General features: G+C 39.5%; 15 protein-coding genes. 9 read left to right on the top strand and 6 right to left on the bottom strand.

Annotation, left to right across the window (positions count from 1 at the left end):
* Positions 1 to 155 precede the first annotated feature (155 nt).
* The 4 genes from glmS to tatB form a co-directional block, all read right to left on the bottom strand.
* Entirely contained in the window at positions 156 to 1,976 is a 1,821-nt protein-coding gene (glmS, locus tag NTX75_04810) for a glutamine--fructose-6-phosphate transaminase (isomerizing) (GenBank protein ID MCX5815550.1), read from the bottom strand.
* 130 nt (positions 1,977 to 2,106) lie between these two features.
* Complete coding sequence (locus tag NTX75_04805; GenBank protein MCX5815549.1) at positions 2,107 to 3,111, bottom strand: NTP transferase domain-containing protein; 1,005 nt, start codon at positions 3,109 to 3,111, stop codon at positions 2,107 to 2,109.
* On the bottom strand, positions 3,098 to 3,850 hold the full coding sequence (tatC, locus tag NTX75_04800) for a twin-arginine translocase subunit TatC (protein ID MCX5815548.1): 753 nt from the start codon (positions 3,848 to 3,850) through the stop codon (positions 3,098 to 3,100). The genes NTX75_04805 and tatC overlap by 14 nt, the downstream gene beginning before the upstream one ends.
* 20 nt (positions 3,851 to 3,870) lie before the next feature.
* Positions 3,871 to 4,137 carry a Sec-independent protein translocase protein TatB gene (tatB, locus tag NTX75_04795; GenBank protein ID MCX5815547.1) on the bottom strand — a complete coding sequence of 89 codons (267 nt, stop codon included), beginning with the start codon at positions 4,135 to 4,137 and terminating at the stop codon, positions 3,871 to 3,873.
* A 183-nt stretch (positions 4,138 to 4,320) separates the two neighbouring features.
* Here tatB and NTX75_04790 point away from each other — a divergent pair, with 183 nt between their 5' ends.
* The 9 genes from NTX75_04790 to NTX75_04750 all read left to right on the top strand — a co-directional run bounded on the left by NTX75_04790 (position 4,321) and on the right by NTX75_04750 (position 12,633).
* Complete coding sequence (locus tag NTX75_04790; GenBank protein ID MCX5815546.1) at positions 4,321 to 4,749, top strand: Fur family transcriptional regulator; 429 nt, start codon at positions 4,321 to 4,323, stop codon at positions 4,747 to 4,749.
* A 16-nt stretch (positions 4,750 to 4,765) separates the two neighbouring features.
* Positions 4,766 to 5,140: a desulfoferrodoxin gene (locus NTX75_04785; GenBank protein MCX5815545.1), complete on the top strand. Its 375-nt coding sequence runs from the start codon at positions 4,766 to 4,768 to the stop codon at positions 5,138 to 5,140.
* Positions 5,141 to 5,171: 31 nt separating this feature from the next.
* Complete coding sequence (locus NTX75_04780) at positions 5,172 to 5,747, top strand: rubrerythrin family protein (protein ID MCX5815544.1); 576 nt, start codon at positions 5,172 to 5,174, stop codon at positions 5,745 to 5,747.
* A 185-nt stretch (positions 5,748 to 5,932) separates the two neighbouring features.
* On the top strand, positions 5,933 to 6,742 hold the full coding sequence (locus NTX75_04775) for a hypothetical protein (protein ID MCX5815543.1): 810 nt from the start codon (positions 5,933 to 5,935) through the stop codon (positions 6,740 to 6,742).
* A gap of 144 nt (positions 6,743 to 6,886) precedes the next feature.
* Positions 6,887 to 8,575: an arginine--tRNA ligase gene (gene argS, locus NTX75_04770; GenBank protein ID MCX5815542.1), complete on the top strand. Its 1,689-nt coding sequence runs from the start codon at positions 6,887 to 6,889 to the stop codon at positions 8,573 to 8,575.
* 76 nt (positions 8,576 to 8,651) lie between these two features.
* Positions 8,652 to 9,275: a signal peptidase I gene (gene lepB, locus NTX75_04765; GenBank protein ID MCX5815541.1), complete on the top strand. Its 624-nt coding sequence runs from the start codon at positions 8,652 to 8,654 to the stop codon at positions 9,273 to 9,275.
* 82 nt (positions 9,276 to 9,357) lie between these two features.
* Entirely contained in the window at positions 9,358 to 11,019 is a 1,662-nt protein-coding gene (locus NTX75_04760) for a tetratricopeptide repeat protein (protein ID MCX5815540.1), read from the top strand.
* Positions 11,016 to 11,531 (top strand): hypothetical protein, encoded by a 516-nt coding sequence (locus NTX75_04755; protein MCX5815539.1) that lies wholly within the window; start codon positions 11,016 to 11,018, stop codon positions 11,529 to 11,531. The genes NTX75_04760 and NTX75_04755 overlap by 4 nt, the downstream gene beginning before the upstream one ends.
* Positions 11,521 to 12,633, top strand: coding sequence for a DUF362 domain-containing protein (locus NTX75_04750; protein ID MCX5815538.1), 1,113 nt, complete (start codon positions 11,521 to 11,523; stop codon positions 12,631 to 12,633). Before NTX75_04755 ends, NTX75_04750 begins: the two co-directional genes overlap by 11 nt.
* 216 nt (positions 12,634 to 12,849) lie before the next feature.
* Here the strand turns inward: NTX75_04750 and NTX75_04745 are convergent, their stop codons facing one another.
* Both NTX75_04745 and NTX75_04740 read right to left on the bottom strand, forming a co-directional pair.
* Positions 12,850 to 13,983 (bottom strand): aminotransferase class V-fold PLP-dependent enzyme, encoded by a 1,134-nt coding sequence (locus NTX75_04745; protein MCX5815537.1) that lies wholly within the window; start codon positions 13,981 to 13,983, stop codon positions 12,850 to 12,852.
* Positions 13,984 to 14,125: 142 nt separating this feature from the next.
* Positions 14,126 to 14,952: pentapeptide repeat-containing protein (locus NTX75_04740; GenBank protein MCX5815536.1), on the bottom strand; the 827-nt coding region annotated here is incomplete at its 5' end.

Here is a 14,952-nt window from a genome sequence, read left to right as displayed (position 1 = left end):
TGTCTTGTGTCGCCGGATACCCGTGGCATTACACGGGTATTGGAATCTATCCAGCTTACACGGTGAGCGAGAGGGGGAGGCTCCGGCGGCTTGGCAGCCGGAGGGGGCGACGCAAGCCCCAGCAATAGATTCCCACGGGCTTACGCTGTTGTTAACTACTCCACTGTGACGCTTTTTGCAAGGTTGCGGGGCTGGTCAACATCGGTTCCAAGCAGGTTTGCAATGTAATATGCGATGAGCTGCAGCGGGACTACACAAAGGATGGGGAGAAGCTCATAGATTGTTTCCGGAACAGTGAAAACAGCATCGACCCTGTCTGCCATTTCGTGGGAGGGATCGTCGGTGAAGAGGATCAGCCTGCCTCTTCTTGCTAAGACTTCTTCAATGTTCCCGCAGGTCTTTTGGTAGGTTTGATCGCGGGGAGAAACAACTGCTACAGGTAAATTTTCATCGATAAGGGCGATGGGACCATGCTTCATCTCGCCTGCAGCATAGGCCTCTGCATGGATATAAGAAATCTCTTTAAGTTTTAATGCACCTTCCATAACGGTAGGATAATGAATGCCTCTCCCGATATAGAGAAAATCTTTACTTGTCATATATTTTCTTGCAAGTTCCTCCAGGGGAGAGACGTGATCGAGTATTGTCTGAATTTTATGCGGTATCTTCTTTATTTCTACTATCATATCGCGTATTTCATTGGCATCCATTGTGCCCAGTTTTTTTGCTATGTGAAGCATGAGCATGAAAAACACGGAAATCTGTGTTGTGAAAGCCTTTGTTGATGCAACACCGATCTCCGGCCCTGCATGAGTGAATATTACTCCATCTGCGTCCCTGGCAAGCGTGCTGCCAAGTACGTTACAGATGGACAATGTATAGACACCATTCCGCTTACCTTCCTTCATGGCAGCTATGGTGTCAGCCGTCTCGCCGGATTGGGAAACGAGGATGAGAATATCGTTTTCACTTAAAATAGGATTTCTGTAACGAAATTCGGAAGCAATATCTGTTTCCACGGGAATTCTTAAGTTTGCCTCAAACATATGTTTTCCGATCATACAGGCATGGTATGAAGTCCCGCATGCTACCATCCAGATCTTATTCACCTTTTTAAGGTCAGGGAGGGCCAATTCCTCGAAGTCAACCTGTCCTTTCTCTTCTTTGAACCTGCCTAAAAGCGTTTCTGAGATCGCCCTTGGCTGCTCAAAGATTTCTTTTAACATAAAATGCCTGTAGCCGCCTTTTTCAGCCATGGCGCCAGTCCAGTTCACAACATGGATTTTCCTTTCCACCTTCTCGCCATCCGTATTCATAAGAAACATTTCACCATCCCGGAATACAGCCATATCATTGTCTTCAAGGAAGATAAACCTGTTTGTCCTGTCAATAACGGCAGGGGCGTCGCTTGCTATAAAAAATTCTTTGTTGCCCACACCAACGATGAGGGGGCTTTCCTTTCTGGCGGCAACCATCACCTGCTCTTTTTCACGCATAATGCCCACTGCGTATGAGCCATGGAGCTCTTTCAGGGTAAGTCTTACCGCTTCAATAAAATCTTTCCCTTTATTAAGGTGGTTGATGATAAGGTGGGGAATGACCTCTGTATCCGTATCGGATGCAAACTTGTGACCTTCATTTCGTAATCCTTCCTTAAGCTCTATATAATTTTCTATAATCCCGTTATGAACAACAACGACATCTCCAACCCTGTGTGGATGGGCGTTCCGCTCCGAGGGCGCTCCGTGAGTGGCCCAACGGGTATGGGCAAGCCCCATGGTTCCTTTAAAATTCCCATTAGAGACGACCTTTCTCAGATCATCTACTTTCCCTTTTTTTCTTTCCACCACTATCTTGTTGTTGTGCCAAATGGCAATACCGGCAGAATCGTACCCCCTGTACTCGAGCCTTTTTAAAGCATCAATGAGGATATCGCATGCCTCATCTTTCCCTTTATATCCGACTATCCCACACATACATTCCCCCTTGTGATTTCACTTTACGCCCTCTGCTGCATGCTCATTGCTGTTATCAGCTTTTATGTTTTTTCATTTCGTAATAGTTACAAGTAATTGCTGCTGTCCCAATGTTAACATTTTTACCGAATTAGAGCACGGTTGTTGGACGTATCCGTGAAAATGGACCAATTACCGCACCTTCTTTAATCTCGCCCCCTTCAATGACGGAAAACCCCTCTATATGTACATTGTTGTGTATGGTTGAATTTTTAATAATCGTATTGGGGCCTATAACGACATCTTCCCCGATTGTGGTGTTTCCCATGATATAGGAGTTTGGGAAAATGATGGTATCTTTTTCAATTGTTACCGTACTTTCGATGTAGACATTCCTGTCAAGCAACGTCACGCCATTTTTTATGTGGGCATCGAGAACTCTATCTTTCATTGTTAAATTGGCCTCTAATAATTCTTTCCTGCCGTTAACGCCCAGTACCTCTGATGATTTATCATAATGGTAACCCTTGACGGTGAGGCCTTTGTTTTTTGCCACTTTGCATATATCGGTAAGGTAATACTCACCTTTTTTATTGTTGTTTTTGATCTCTCCGAGAAGGGAGAAACACTCTTCAGGGATAATACATATTCCGGTATTGATCTCCTGTATTGCTTTCTCTTCAGGGGTTGCATCGGCATCTTCGATAATATCTTTGATTACATTGCCATCCATAAACACCCTTCCATACCCTGACGGATTATCTACCCTGGTTGTCATAAATGTGATATTCCCCGATTTTTTGTAAAAGGAGATGAAATCATTCAGAGTAGAGTATTCCATGAGGGGCACGTCGCCATATAGAATGAGGATATTGCCTCCGTGAATAAACCGTTTGGCCGTGAGGACTGCATGTGCAGTGCCTTTTTGTTCGGTTTGCACGGAAATATTGACATTGTACCTTTCCAGAAAGGCCTCAACCTTTTCCCTCCCGAATCCGGTCACGACGGTTATGCTTACAGGAGCCAACTCTTTTGCCCTCTCAACCGCATACACTATCATGGGTTTTCCCATAATCTCATGCATTACTTTCGGTTTTTTTGACAACATCCGCTCGCCTTTTCCTGCAGCGAGAATCACAATATTAAGCTGTTTCATCGATTGGCACCTTCTTCCCAAAAAATCTTGTAATAATGATACTTAATTCATAAAGCCCCCACATTGGTAAAGCCATTAATATCTGGCTTGAAACATCCGGGGGTGTAATGATTGCGCTCAGTATGAATATCGCGAGTATTGCATACCTTCTTTTTGTTGAAAGCATTCTGTGGTTAATGATACCAGCCTTGCCAAGATAGAATGCAACAAGAGGCAACTCGAATATTAACCCGAATATTATCAGCAGCTTCAGGGTGAGGTTCATGTAGCCTTTCAAATCGGGCATAGGTATAATAAAATTCCCTGCGTAACTGACAAAGAATTTATATATGACCGGCATTATGATGTAATAACTGAACAGTGCTCCGGAAACGAAGCAGAGGCTTCCAAAAAAAATAAAAGGAAGGACATATTTCTTCTCTTTTTCATAAAGCCCCGGCGCAACAAACATCCAGAATTGATAGAGGATAACGGGGGACGAGATAAAGATGGCAACAACAAAGGATATTTTGAAGTATGTTATGAATGCCTCGGTTACATAGGTAAAAATGAAAGAACTTTTTTCCGGCATTACCTTTACAAAAGGTTGCATAAGAAATGAAAAAACCTTTTCTTTGAAATAGTAGGCAAAAACGAAGGCGATGGCAAGGGCGATGAAGCTGACTATGAGCCTGTCCCGAAGCTCCTTTAAATGGGAGAGGAACGGCTGCTTTTCATCTGTACGGGGTTGTTTTGTCATAAATAAAAACTCGTTACGCGTTACGCATCATGCGTGACGGGTTTAGTATTGTTGTCTTCCTTCTTTTCTGTTTCCGGAACGGTCTCCTGGCTTATAACCGTTTCTTTAGGCGGTTCTTCTTTGATAACCTCTTCTTGTATTGTGTCTTTTACTTCATCTGCCATCCGCTTGAATTCATTGAATGCCTTACCAAGCGATTTTGCAAGCTCGGGTAACCTTGAAGGACCTACAACAATTAAAGCAACAACAAGTATTACAAGTATCTCAGGAAGACCTATACCAAACATATATGTAAAATATCACAAAAATATCGCGAGGTAAATGAAAACCCGTAAACAGTGAATAGTGAATAGTGGACAGGGCAGATAGAAGAGAGTAGACGCGAAAATTATGTTGGGAATTGATTTTAATAATTATGCTTGACATCATTATTAAATTAGAATTATAATAATTATGTTATTATTACAATTATGGAAACATTAATAAAAAAACTTACTTCAAAAAACATTCAACCCTCTCACCAGAGGATAAAAATATTGGAAATTCTTGAAGGAAACCGTGATCATCCCAACGTGAGTACAATTTTTGATCTGTTATGTAAAGAGATGCCCACGATTTCAAAGACGACCGTTTACAATACTTTGAACACCTTTGTAGAAAAAGGTCTTGTGAGCTCCCTTACGATAACGCCTGAAGAATTACGTTACGATTACATCACAATCCCACACCATCATTTGTTGTGTAAGAAGTGCGGTCGTATTATTGATGTGGAAGTACAATGTGGTTTTGCGGTGAAACAGGAGATTGATGGACATAAGATAGAAGAAGTCCATGGCTATTTCAAAGGTATTTGCAGGGATTGCTTAGAGAAGGAATACACAGATAAGGCACAAAAATAAAAAAAGGAGGTTTATCATGGCAGAGAGATCAGAGGTTTACAAATGTGGTATTTGCGGTAATATTGTTGAAGTAATGCAGGGTGGAAAGGGACAGCTTGTTTGCTGCAACCAGCCGATGGTACTTTTGAAGGAAAATACAGTTGATGCATCCCTTGAGAAACATGTTCCAGTAATTGAGAAGACAGCAGGTGGCATCAAGGTAAAGGTTGGCGGTGTTCCTCATCCGATGGAAGAAAAGCATTACATTGTCTGGATTGAAATTATTCATGATGGTAAGAGTTACATTCAGTTCTTAAAGCCCGGGGAAGCACCGGAGGCATTCTTCCCGGTAAAGGGTGAACAGGTAACGGCGAGAGAATATTGTACGCTACATGGCTTGTGGAAAAGCTGATTTTCCATTCTAACGATGAGGAGGATGATACATGAAGAGCCTAAAAGGAACAAAGACTGAGAAAAACCTTCTTACTGCTTTTGCAGGAGAATCACAGGCAAGGAACAGATATACATATTTTGCATCCCAAGCCAAGAAAGAAGGATACGAGCAAATATCATGGCTTTTTTCTGATACTGCTGACAATGAGAAGGAGCATGCAAAGAAATTCTTTAAATTTCTTGAAGGAGGAGAGGCTGAAATTACTGCAGCTTTCCCTGCTGGGGTAATAGGAAAAACCGCTGAAAACCTTCAGGCAGCAGCAGCCGGTGAAAATCTTGAGTACACCGTGTTGTATCCTGAAGCTGCAAAGATTGCCGATGAAGATGGATTTCCCGAAGTTGCCCAGATATTCAGGTCCATTGCGCACGTTGAACAGGGGCATGAAAAGAGATATCTTGCATTGCTGAACAATGTTAAGCATGATAAGGTTTTTAAGAAGGACACTATTGTCAAATGGAGATGCAGGAATTGCGGTTATGTCCATGAAGGCAAAGAAGCCCCGAAAGAATGCCCTGCCTGTGCCCACCCCACGGCATATTATGAGGTGATGGCAGAGAATTATTAATTTAAGGATTCGAGGATTCGAGGGTTCGCGGGTCTAAGGGTTTAAGGATTTGAGGGTTTTTTTGTCCCTTCCTGACCCCCGATCCCTTATTTCTTAAGTGGGTTTTCCCTTGACACACCTCTTTACCATCTGTTACCTTTCACATTGAAACGAATTACCCCCAGAAGGAGAACGATTTTCATATCATGAAAATAGCAGGTATTCAGTTCGCTTGTTCCGTTGACAGGAACGCTAATTTTGAAAAGGCGTTAAAGATAATGGATCTTGCCCTCAAGGAAGGGGCTAAGATTATCTGCTTTCAGGAATTATTCAACCTTCAATGGTTTCCTAAAGATAGAGACGCCAATGCATTCAGTTTAGCTGAAGGCACGAGAAGCGAAACCATTAAGATTATGAGAAAAAAGGCAAAATCAGCCGAAGCAGTGATTATGTTACCTCTCTTTGAAAAAAGTGGTTCCCGCTATTTTAATTGTTGTATGGTAATAGATTCCGATGGCACAATTTTGGGGAGATACAGGAAAATTCATCTTCCGGATATACCTCTCTGGGAAGAAAAATATTATTTTTTTCAGGGTGATAAAGGATTTCCTGTTTTTGAAACAAAATTTGGAAAGATTGGTGTTCAAATCTCGTGGGACAACCTCTACCCTGAAGGGACAAGAATCCTTGCGCTAAAAGGCGCTGATGTTGTGTTTGCCCCCACAGCATGTGCATTCAAATCCCAGCATATCTGGCAAACTGTTATATCTGGGAATGCCATTACAAATGGGGTTTTTATTATGAGGGTGAACAGGGTAGGGAGTGAACCTGCCCAGGATTTTTATGGAATGAGTTTTTGTGCAAGTCCTGAAGGAGAATTGATCGGAGGGCCAACAGGCGGTGGCGACAGTATTCTTCTTGCAGATATTGATCTGGAATATTTAAAAAGAGTGAGAAGAGAGTGGCCCTTGATAAAAGAGAGAAAACCATCGCTATATAAAGAAATTCTGGAGTGAAAACAATGAGTGACGAACCTTCGCTTTGTATAGTATGCGCCTGGCGGGAAAACTGTAAAAAAAAGTTCTTAAGAGGAAAGGATGTCAGCATGAGATGTCCTGATTATACGAAGGATTTATCTATAAAGCATTCGGAGAAAGGTGATGATAAAAAAGAGGATAGCGGAGATCATAAAGGAGGCATGTGACAATTGTAAGGGGAAAGGCATTTTCCCTTACGAGATTAATATTGACCCCATTGTAGAGATACCAAGAGAAGGAGAATTCGGAGATTATTCAACCAATATCGCTTTTCTTCTTTCCCCTAAACTGAGAAAAAATCCACAGGAAATTGCAAAGACAGTTATTCAGAATATGAATTATAACGATACATGCGAGAAAATAGAGTCTGCAGGCAAGGGTTTTATAAATTTTTATGTAAAAGACGAAATATGGAAGCAAACATTAATGAATATTTATGAATCAGGGATAGATGCCTTTTTGCCTGATGTGGGCAATGGAAAGAAAGTCCTCATAGAATTTGTGAGCGCCAATCCTACGGGCCCCCTGCATATAGGTCACGGGCGGGGTGCGGCGGTAGGCGATGTCCTGGCAAACGTATTAAAGAATACCGGCTATAATGTGATAAAGGAATATTATATTAATGACGCAGGGAAACAAATAGCCACCCTCGGTGCATCAACCTATGCACGCTGGAGGGAACTAAAAGGGGAAGATATTGAGTATCCGCAACACTTTTATCAGGGGGATTACGTAAAAGAACTTGCAGCAGAACTGATAGAACATAATGTCCCCATTCCGGCTAATCAGGATGAGGCCATCAAATTTATGGCAGGTTATTCGGGTAGTAAAGTAATGAAGGGCATTCAGGAAGACCTTGAAGAATTTGGTGTGTTCTTTGACAACTATTATAAGGAATCTACACTATTTGAGAGTGGTATTGTTGATGATACCCTTGAATTCCTGAGACAGAGAGGTTTTTCTTACGAAAAAGATGATGCGCTATGGTTTAAGACAAGTCTATTTGAAAAGGATGAAGACAGAGTTTTAATAAAATCAGATGGTGAAAAGACGTATTTTGCCTCGGATATTGCCTATCACAGGGAAAAATTAGAGAGAGGCTTTAAATTATTAGTTGATTTATGGGGTTCGGACCATCATGGGTATATCCCGAGGTTAAAGGCCTCCCTGGAAGCCCTTGCCGGGCAAAAAGACAGCCTGAAGGTGATTCTTATACAGTTTGTTACACTCTTGAAAGATGGCAAACCCGTGGGTATGTCGACCAGAGCAGGGCAGTTTACCACTTTGAAAGAGGTTTTGAGCGAGGTTGGCAGAGATGCGGCGAGGTTTTTCTTCCTTATGAGGAAGAGTGATGCTCACCTGGAATTTGATCTCGATCTTGCAAAAAAGACTTCAAATGAAAACCCTGTGTTTTACGTTCAATACGCAAATGCACGGATTCAGAGCATCTTCAGAAATGCGGAAGAAGATGGAATAGATGTGGATACCCTTATCGCAGAAGGCAGAAGACAGAAGACAGAAGGCAGTATTAATATAGACCTTTTAACGCGGAAAGATGAGATTGATTTAATTAAAGCCATCCATCATTTTTATGATGTCATGGAAGGCTGTGCGAGAAACCTTGAGCCGCATCGTTTAACGTTTTATCTGATTGACCTTGTTGGGAAATTCCATAGTTATTATAATAAAACGAGGGTGTTGAAAAACGAGGTAAATCTCACTATGGCGAGACTGTTGCTCCTCTTTATGCTACAAAAGATTATTAAAAAGGGTCTGGATATTCTCGGTGTATCTGCACCGGATAAGATGTAAAATTGCAGAGATCAGAGAGTTAAGGGTAGAGGGTTTAAACTCCTTGCTCTAAGCTCTATGCTGAATTGGAGAGGGAATGGAAAAAAAGAAGAGTAAAACCAGGGAATATATTGAATCGCTTGTTATTGCTGCGATTATTGCCTTTTTTGTGCGAGGGTTTTTTATTCAGGCATTCAAGATACCGTCAAGCTCGATGGAACCTACTTTATTGATAGGTGACCATCTGCTCGTAAACAGGCTTAGTTATGTTATGAAAGTACCCTTCACGGATACTGTAATTTTTAGCCTCGGTGACCCAAAAAGAGAAGATGTCATTGTATTCCGTTATCCTGTGGACAGAAGTAAGGACTTTATCAAGAGGGTCATTGCCATTGAAGGAGATATCGTTGAGATTAAAAGCAAAGTTATTTATATAAATGGAAAAAAAATCAACGATAGGTGGGGACATTATAGCGATAGCGGGATTGTCCCGTTTTACTTATCACCAAAAGACAACCTGGGACCTGTTACTGTACCCAAAGACTCCTATTTTGTCATGGGTGACAACAGGGACAGAAGTCTTGACAGCAGATTCTGGGGTTTTGTAAGGAAGGAAGACCTTGTCGGGAGAGCCCTCATATTATATTTCTCATGGAACAACAAATCTGACGGTGTTCTTAATTATGTGAGATGGACGAGGATAGGAAAACTGATTCACTAACATCCTTATACAGAATCGAGCTATTTTGTGTTTTAGATTCAGTTGATAGATTTTAAAAAAGAGTTATGGTAGTATTACGTCCATGAAAAGACTCATAACATGCGTAATTTTCGTTTTACTTCCCCTTTGTGCAACTGCAAATGATTATTCTTCCTCCATACTTTCTTTTTTGAAAGGTTACAGGAGCGAAGTTCAGGGAAAATATGATGATGCTATTGAATATTACAAATCAGCACTCCGTTTCGATCCGAAATCTTCTGATATAAGAAGTGAACTTTCTTTTTCGTACATCAAGAAGGGTGAAATCGATAAAGCTGAACCTATTTTACAGGAAGCAGTCAAATTTAACGAAAACAACCGCAGCGCCCTTATCCTATTAGGAAGCATCTATTCTGCAAAGGGCGAGTTTGATAAAGCAAAAACCATGTATGTGAAATGCATTGTTTTGAATGAGGAGGACACAGAAGCATACCTGTATCTCGGTTCTATTTATATAGGGGAAAAAAAATATGAAGAAGCAATAAAAACATATGATAAAATTCTTACCTACGATAGCGATAACCTCATTACACTCTATTATATCGGGCGAATAAAGGCAGAATTAAAGCAATATGGCGAAGCCAGGAAATATTACAATAAAGTATTAGAAATTAAACCTAATTTTGAGCCTGCTCTTCTGGATCTGGGGAATATTTGCGAAATTGAGGGCAATTACTCTCAGGCCATAGAGTATTACCAGAGAGTCATTGTTTTTGACCCTCTTAATAAAAAGGCAAGATCGAAAATTGCCGATATATTTATCAAGCAGAGGCAGTACGACAGGGCAATAAATGAATTTGAAAAATTGTCTGATGTTGACAGGAGTGATCTTTCTGTGAGGGTAAAAATAGGTCTTTTACATCTTGAACAGGAGAGATACGATGAGGCAATAAGGGAATTTAACATATTACTTGCAACAAAACCGAAGAACAATTCGGTAAGGTTGTACCTTGCTCTGGCGCTCAAGGGCAAGGGTGATGCGCGAAGGGCTATTGATGAATTCTTAAAGATTGACACTAAATCAGAGGAATTTCAAACTGCCATTAAAAGTCTCACCTTGCTCTATATGAAATCGGGGTTAATTGATGAAGGAATTAAGAAATTGTCTGAATTTCTTGAGACTAAGAAGGATGATGCAGATATCTATATGATGCTGGCCACTCTTTATGAAGAAAAGAATGATTATCCTAAGGGGATAGAGGTTCTTGAACAGGCAAGAAAGAATATTCCTGAAAATCTGGACCTTTTGTATCAGACAGGTGTGTTGTACGAGAAAACTGGTGATACAGAAAGGGCTCTAACATATATGGAAAATGTTTTGAAGATTGACCCGGAGTACCCGAATGCCCTGAATTTTATCGGATATACATGGGCTGACAAAGGCATCAATCTAGACAAAGCCGAAGAGATGATAAAAAAGGCGTTAGCCAAAAAGCCTGATGATGGCTACATCATCGATAGCATGGGGTGGGTCTATTATAAAAAAGGTGATTTCGATAAGGCTCTCAATGAGTTGCAGAAGGCTTACCAGAGATTGCCTGAAGACCCTACGATTGCCGAACATCTGGGCGATATATACGCAAGTTTAAAAGAATATGGTAAAGCAAAGGAGTATTACGAAAAATCTCTGACATTAGAAAAAAATGAGGATAAAAAGAAGGCTATCGGAGAAAAATTAAAAGGTATTGAAGAAAAAGCAAAGTGAAAAAGATAGCCCTTTTGATTTTTGTCTTTCTCCTTATTTCTGCATGTGCATTAATTCCCCGAAAGACTGTTCAGATTGTGTGGCCGGATAACATTCAATATATAGAAGCTCTTTGTGAGCTTGATATGGCATGGAAAAATACGAAATATTCCGGTTCCATGTCATTAAAACTTGAATATCCTGATAAACTTATCATAGATGTCTATGGCCCCTTTGGGGATACTGTCATCCATCTGGAAAAAGAAGGGGAGAAATTTCTTTTAGTTACAAAAGAAGGATCGACCTCCGAAGAGGCTGAATTCGAACAAGATTTTGGTATAAAACTTTCCGAATTTATCGATGACTTAGTTTTAAAAGATTATAGAAGAGGAGAGACGGGGAATAAGTACATTCAAAAAAGACTTTATAAGGTGAAGTATGACTTAGATAGTGGAGGTGACAATAGCATTTGCTGGGAAATAAAAGATGGCGATATGTGCATAACCTTCCTTGAAATAAAATTTGAAAGATAAGAAAAATATGGCCGGAAAAGTAGTAATAGGAAGATGTGAAACCTATGATACTGATAAAATTAAGAATTTTATTAACAAAGGTTTTGAAGAAATAGACTTTAAGATTGCAAAATCAAAGGTTCTATTAAAACCCAATCTCTTAAGCGCCAACCCCCCTGATAAGGCCGTGACAACCCATCCAGAATTTATAAGGGCAATTTCTGAAATTCTTATGGACTACTCCTGCGATGTCTATATCGGGGATAGCCCTGGTTTTGAATCGACCGGAAAGGTGCTTTTGCACAGCGGGATCATGGATGTTGTTAAGAGTCATGGCTTAAAAGTAATACCATTTAACCAGAAAGTGATAAAAAAGTGGCAGGGAATATCCCCATACAGAGAGTTTACGCTTGGTGAAAATCCTGATGATTATGACATTATTATAAATATTCCAAAACTTAAAACGCACGCAATGATGGGGTTGACACTGGGTGTAAAAAATACATTTGGGTTTATTCCCTCTTTTGACAAGGCGAAATGGCATTTAAGGGCTGGCAGAGACAGGATGCTTTTTGCTTCTCTTCTTATTGATATTCATAACATTGTCAAGCCCTCGTTGACTATTATTGACGGAATTGTGGGGATGGATAAAGATGGTCCTTCAGGTGGCCGGGTACGAGATTTAGGGTTTATGGCTCTCAGCAGAAACACCTTTATGCTTGATCACGCAATTGAGAAGATGGTTGGGTTAACCTATTTATTGCCTGTTAGCGCATTAGCTTTACAGCACCGATTGATAGGAGACTATGAGGTTATCCATGTTTCTTCTCCCTTAATGGGAGGGGGTAGGGGTAGGGAGACATTCTCTGATTTTCAATTACCTGCTACCATGAACACCGATTGGAACCTACCTCAACTTGTTAAAAGAATTTTGAGTAGTTTTTTTATAAAAAAACCAAAAATAAATTCTCACATTTGTAAGAACTGCAAAGTATGCATAAAGGTGTGTCCGGCAGGTGCACTTTCAGAATCTCAAGAAACGCCGTTTTTTGATTATAAAAAATGCATACGATGCTATTGCTGTCAGGAAATGTGCCCGGAAGGGGCAATAAGGGCAGTATAGGTTTTTCCATCAAACAAAAAACATCTATCAATCTCAATTTTGTTTACCTGTTTCAACACATCTTCAATATTGCCTTTTAACTTTATGCATGAACCACAGTCAGAACTGAGATTTCTGGGGACAGGAACAAGTTCAAAATTACAGCCATGTGCTTTAAGCAACTTTTCAGTTTTTAGCACATCGTGAATGGTATGGAAAAGTAAATAGTAAATATTTTTATTTTCTTGCAATATCTTTTAGTGCCTCTATGAAAATATCAATATCGTCTTCGGTTGTAAAATATCCGGGTGCGATTCTGACTGTGCCTTCGGGAAATGTTCCTATCGTTTGATGTGCCATAGGAGAACAGTGAAGACCAACTCTCACATATATTTCTTTCTTATTTAATTCATAACCAACCTCTGATGGCAACTTATTTTTTATATTTATTGACATAACAGGAATGTTATTTTCGTTTTTATAATTACCATAAAAAATAATGTCATCTATTTCAGAAATTCTATTTAAGAATGTTTTTATTAACGACTTTTTTTTCTTAAGAATCCTGTTGTAGCCTGTCTTCTCGATGAATGTAAGCCCTCCAAGGAGAGATGCAATTGCAGGAGTGTTCGGTGTTCCACATTCATATTTATCTGGCATGAATTCTGGATGCTCTACTGATTCTGATTTACTGCCGGTTCCGCCGAATTTAAGTGGTGTGAGTTCGATACCGTTTCTTAAATAAATAGCACCGAGACCCTGTATACTATAGAGTGACTTATGACAAGAGAAGCAAAGGATATCTATGTTGTCATGTTGTATATCGATAGGTGCTGAACCTATTGTCTGACATGCGTCAACAATGATGGGTATGTCGCCGATATTTTTTTTAATTTCTTTTATTGGCTGTACAATGCCGATAACGTTTGATCCATGATTTATGATAACTGCCTTTGTATTGTGGCGAATAGAATTTTTTATTTTTTGTATGTCAAGTATTCCATCAAAAGAACATTGAATAATAGAAATATCAATTTGTTTTTCTTTTTGTAAAAAAGTTAATGGCCTCATTACAGAGTTGTGTTCCAGTGAAGTTGTGATGACATGATTTTTTTCTTTGAGAAATCCCAATATAGCAAGATTTAAAGACTCTGTTCCGTTTTGAGTAAAAATTAATCTTTCTGAATTTTTACCATTAATGAAACTCGTTAATTTTTCACGTGCATCAAAGATTATTCGTGCTGCATCAACAGAGAGCTTGTGCCCGCTTCTTCCTGGATTTCCACCAATGCCCTGAATAAAATTATTCAAATATTGAATAGATTCTATTGGTTTTGGGAATGATGTAGCTGCATTATCTAAATAAATCATGACGCCTCAGAAGAACATTCCTTTTATTTTTATATTAAGTGATTTCATTATATTATTTTAAAAGAAGCAAAGAGTTAAAGCAAATGAATATTTTGCATAAGTATACCTGTATTTATAGTTAAAAGTTTGCTTATTAAGATTTTTATTGTTTTTGCTGTTGGTACTCTATATTCGGATTATCGTTTACTCCAGGTATAAACACCTTACCATTTGCTAACGTAGCACCGGTAAGAATTGTATTTGAAAAAATTGCCTTAGATACAGCGGATCTGAACATAATTACATTAGTGAGATTGGCACTGGAAAAATCAGCAAAATAAAGATCTGTACTGCTAAGATTGGTACCAGTAAGATCAGAGTTTTTTAAATTTGCGCGACTCAAATCTGCACTTGTGAGATCAGCTCCATGCATACGAACACCTGTAAGATTTGCGTAATGTAAGTCAGTACAGAACATGTTAGCATCAATTAAATCTGCCCCAGATAAATCTGAACGGATTAAATTTGTTCCTGCGAGGTTTGTACTTCTCATAGTCGCTTTGTTGAGATTTGCATTTGTAACAATTGCGCGTGTCACATTTGCATCCGATAAAATTGCACGTGTAAGATTAGCATTAGTGAGATTTGCACGAGAAAGATTAGCCTTAAAAAGCTTTGCGCCGGTTAAGTTTGCGCCGGTTAAGTTTGCGCCGGTAAGATCTGTTTCAGATAAGTTTGCATTAAACAAATTTGCTCCAGTGAGATTTGCACCAGCTAAATTTGCTCCAGTGAGATTTGCACCTGAGAGATTTGCAATATCCAAAGAAACTTTTTTTAAACTTGCAAAATATAATTCTGTTTTTGTGAAATCAGTATCTGATAATTTTGCGTTATCAAGAATAGATGCGGTTAAATCTTTATTAGTTAAATCTATCCTGAATAAATCGCAGTTCTGACAGGCATTGGTTGTCATAAGTTTTACATAATCAT

Source organism: Pseudomonadota bacterium (genome assembly GCA_026388315.1).
Lineage (GTDB): Bacteria > Desulfobacterota > Syntrophorhabdia > Syntrophorhabdales > Syntrophorhabdaceae > MWEV01.
Note: the sequence above shows the minus strand (reverse complement) of the source record. Positions and strands in the feature narration are given on the sequence as shown.

What these genes read in the sequence shown, in the direction of transcription:
- glmS (MCX5815550.1), bottom strand. Translation starts at nt 1,976, where the DNA reads ATGTGTGGGATAGTCGGATATAAAGGGAAAGATGAGGCATGCGATATC.
- NTX75_04805 (MCX5815549.1), bottom strand. Translation starts at nt 3,111, where the DNA reads ATGAAACAGCTTAATATTGTGATTCTCGCTGCAGGAAAAGGCGAGCGG.
- tatC (MCX5815548.1), bottom strand. Translation starts at nt 3,850, where the DNA reads ATGACAAAACAACCCCGTACAGATGAAAAGCAGCCGTTCCTCTCCCAT.
- tatB (MCX5815547.1), bottom strand. Translation starts at nt 4,137, where the DNA reads ATGTTTGGTATAGGTCTTCCTGAGATACTTGTAATACTTGTTGTTGCT.
- NTX75_04790 (MCX5815546.1), top strand. Translation starts at nt 4,321, where the DNA reads ATGGAAACATTAATAAAAAAACTTACTTCAAAAAACATTCAACCCTCT.
- NTX75_04785 (MCX5815545.1), top strand. Translation starts at nt 4,766, where the DNA reads ATGGCAGAGAGATCAGAGGTTTACAAATGTGGTATTTGCGGTAATATT.
- NTX75_04780 (MCX5815544.1), top strand. Translation starts at nt 5,172, where the DNA reads ATGAAGAGCCTAAAAGGAACAAAGACTGAGAAAAACCTTCTTACTGCT.
- NTX75_04775 (MCX5815543.1), top strand. Translation starts at nt 5,933, where the DNA reads ATGAAAATAGCAGGTATTCAGTTCGCTTGTTCCGTTGACAGGAACGCT.
- argS (MCX5815542.1), top strand. Translation starts at nt 6,887, where the DNA reads ATGATAAAAAAGAGGATAGCGGAGATCATAAAGGAGGCATGTGACAAT.
- lepB (MCX5815541.1), top strand. Translation starts at nt 8,652, where the DNA reads ATGGAAAAAAAGAAGAGTAAAACCAGGGAATATATTGAATCGCTTGTT.
- NTX75_04760 (MCX5815540.1), top strand. Translation starts at nt 9,358, where the DNA reads ATGAAAAGACTCATAACATGCGTAATTTTCGTTTTACTTCCCCTTTGT.
- NTX75_04745 (MCX5815537.1), bottom strand. Translation starts at nt 13,983, where the DNA reads ATGATTTATTTAGATAATGCAGCTACATCATTCCCAAAACCAATAGAA.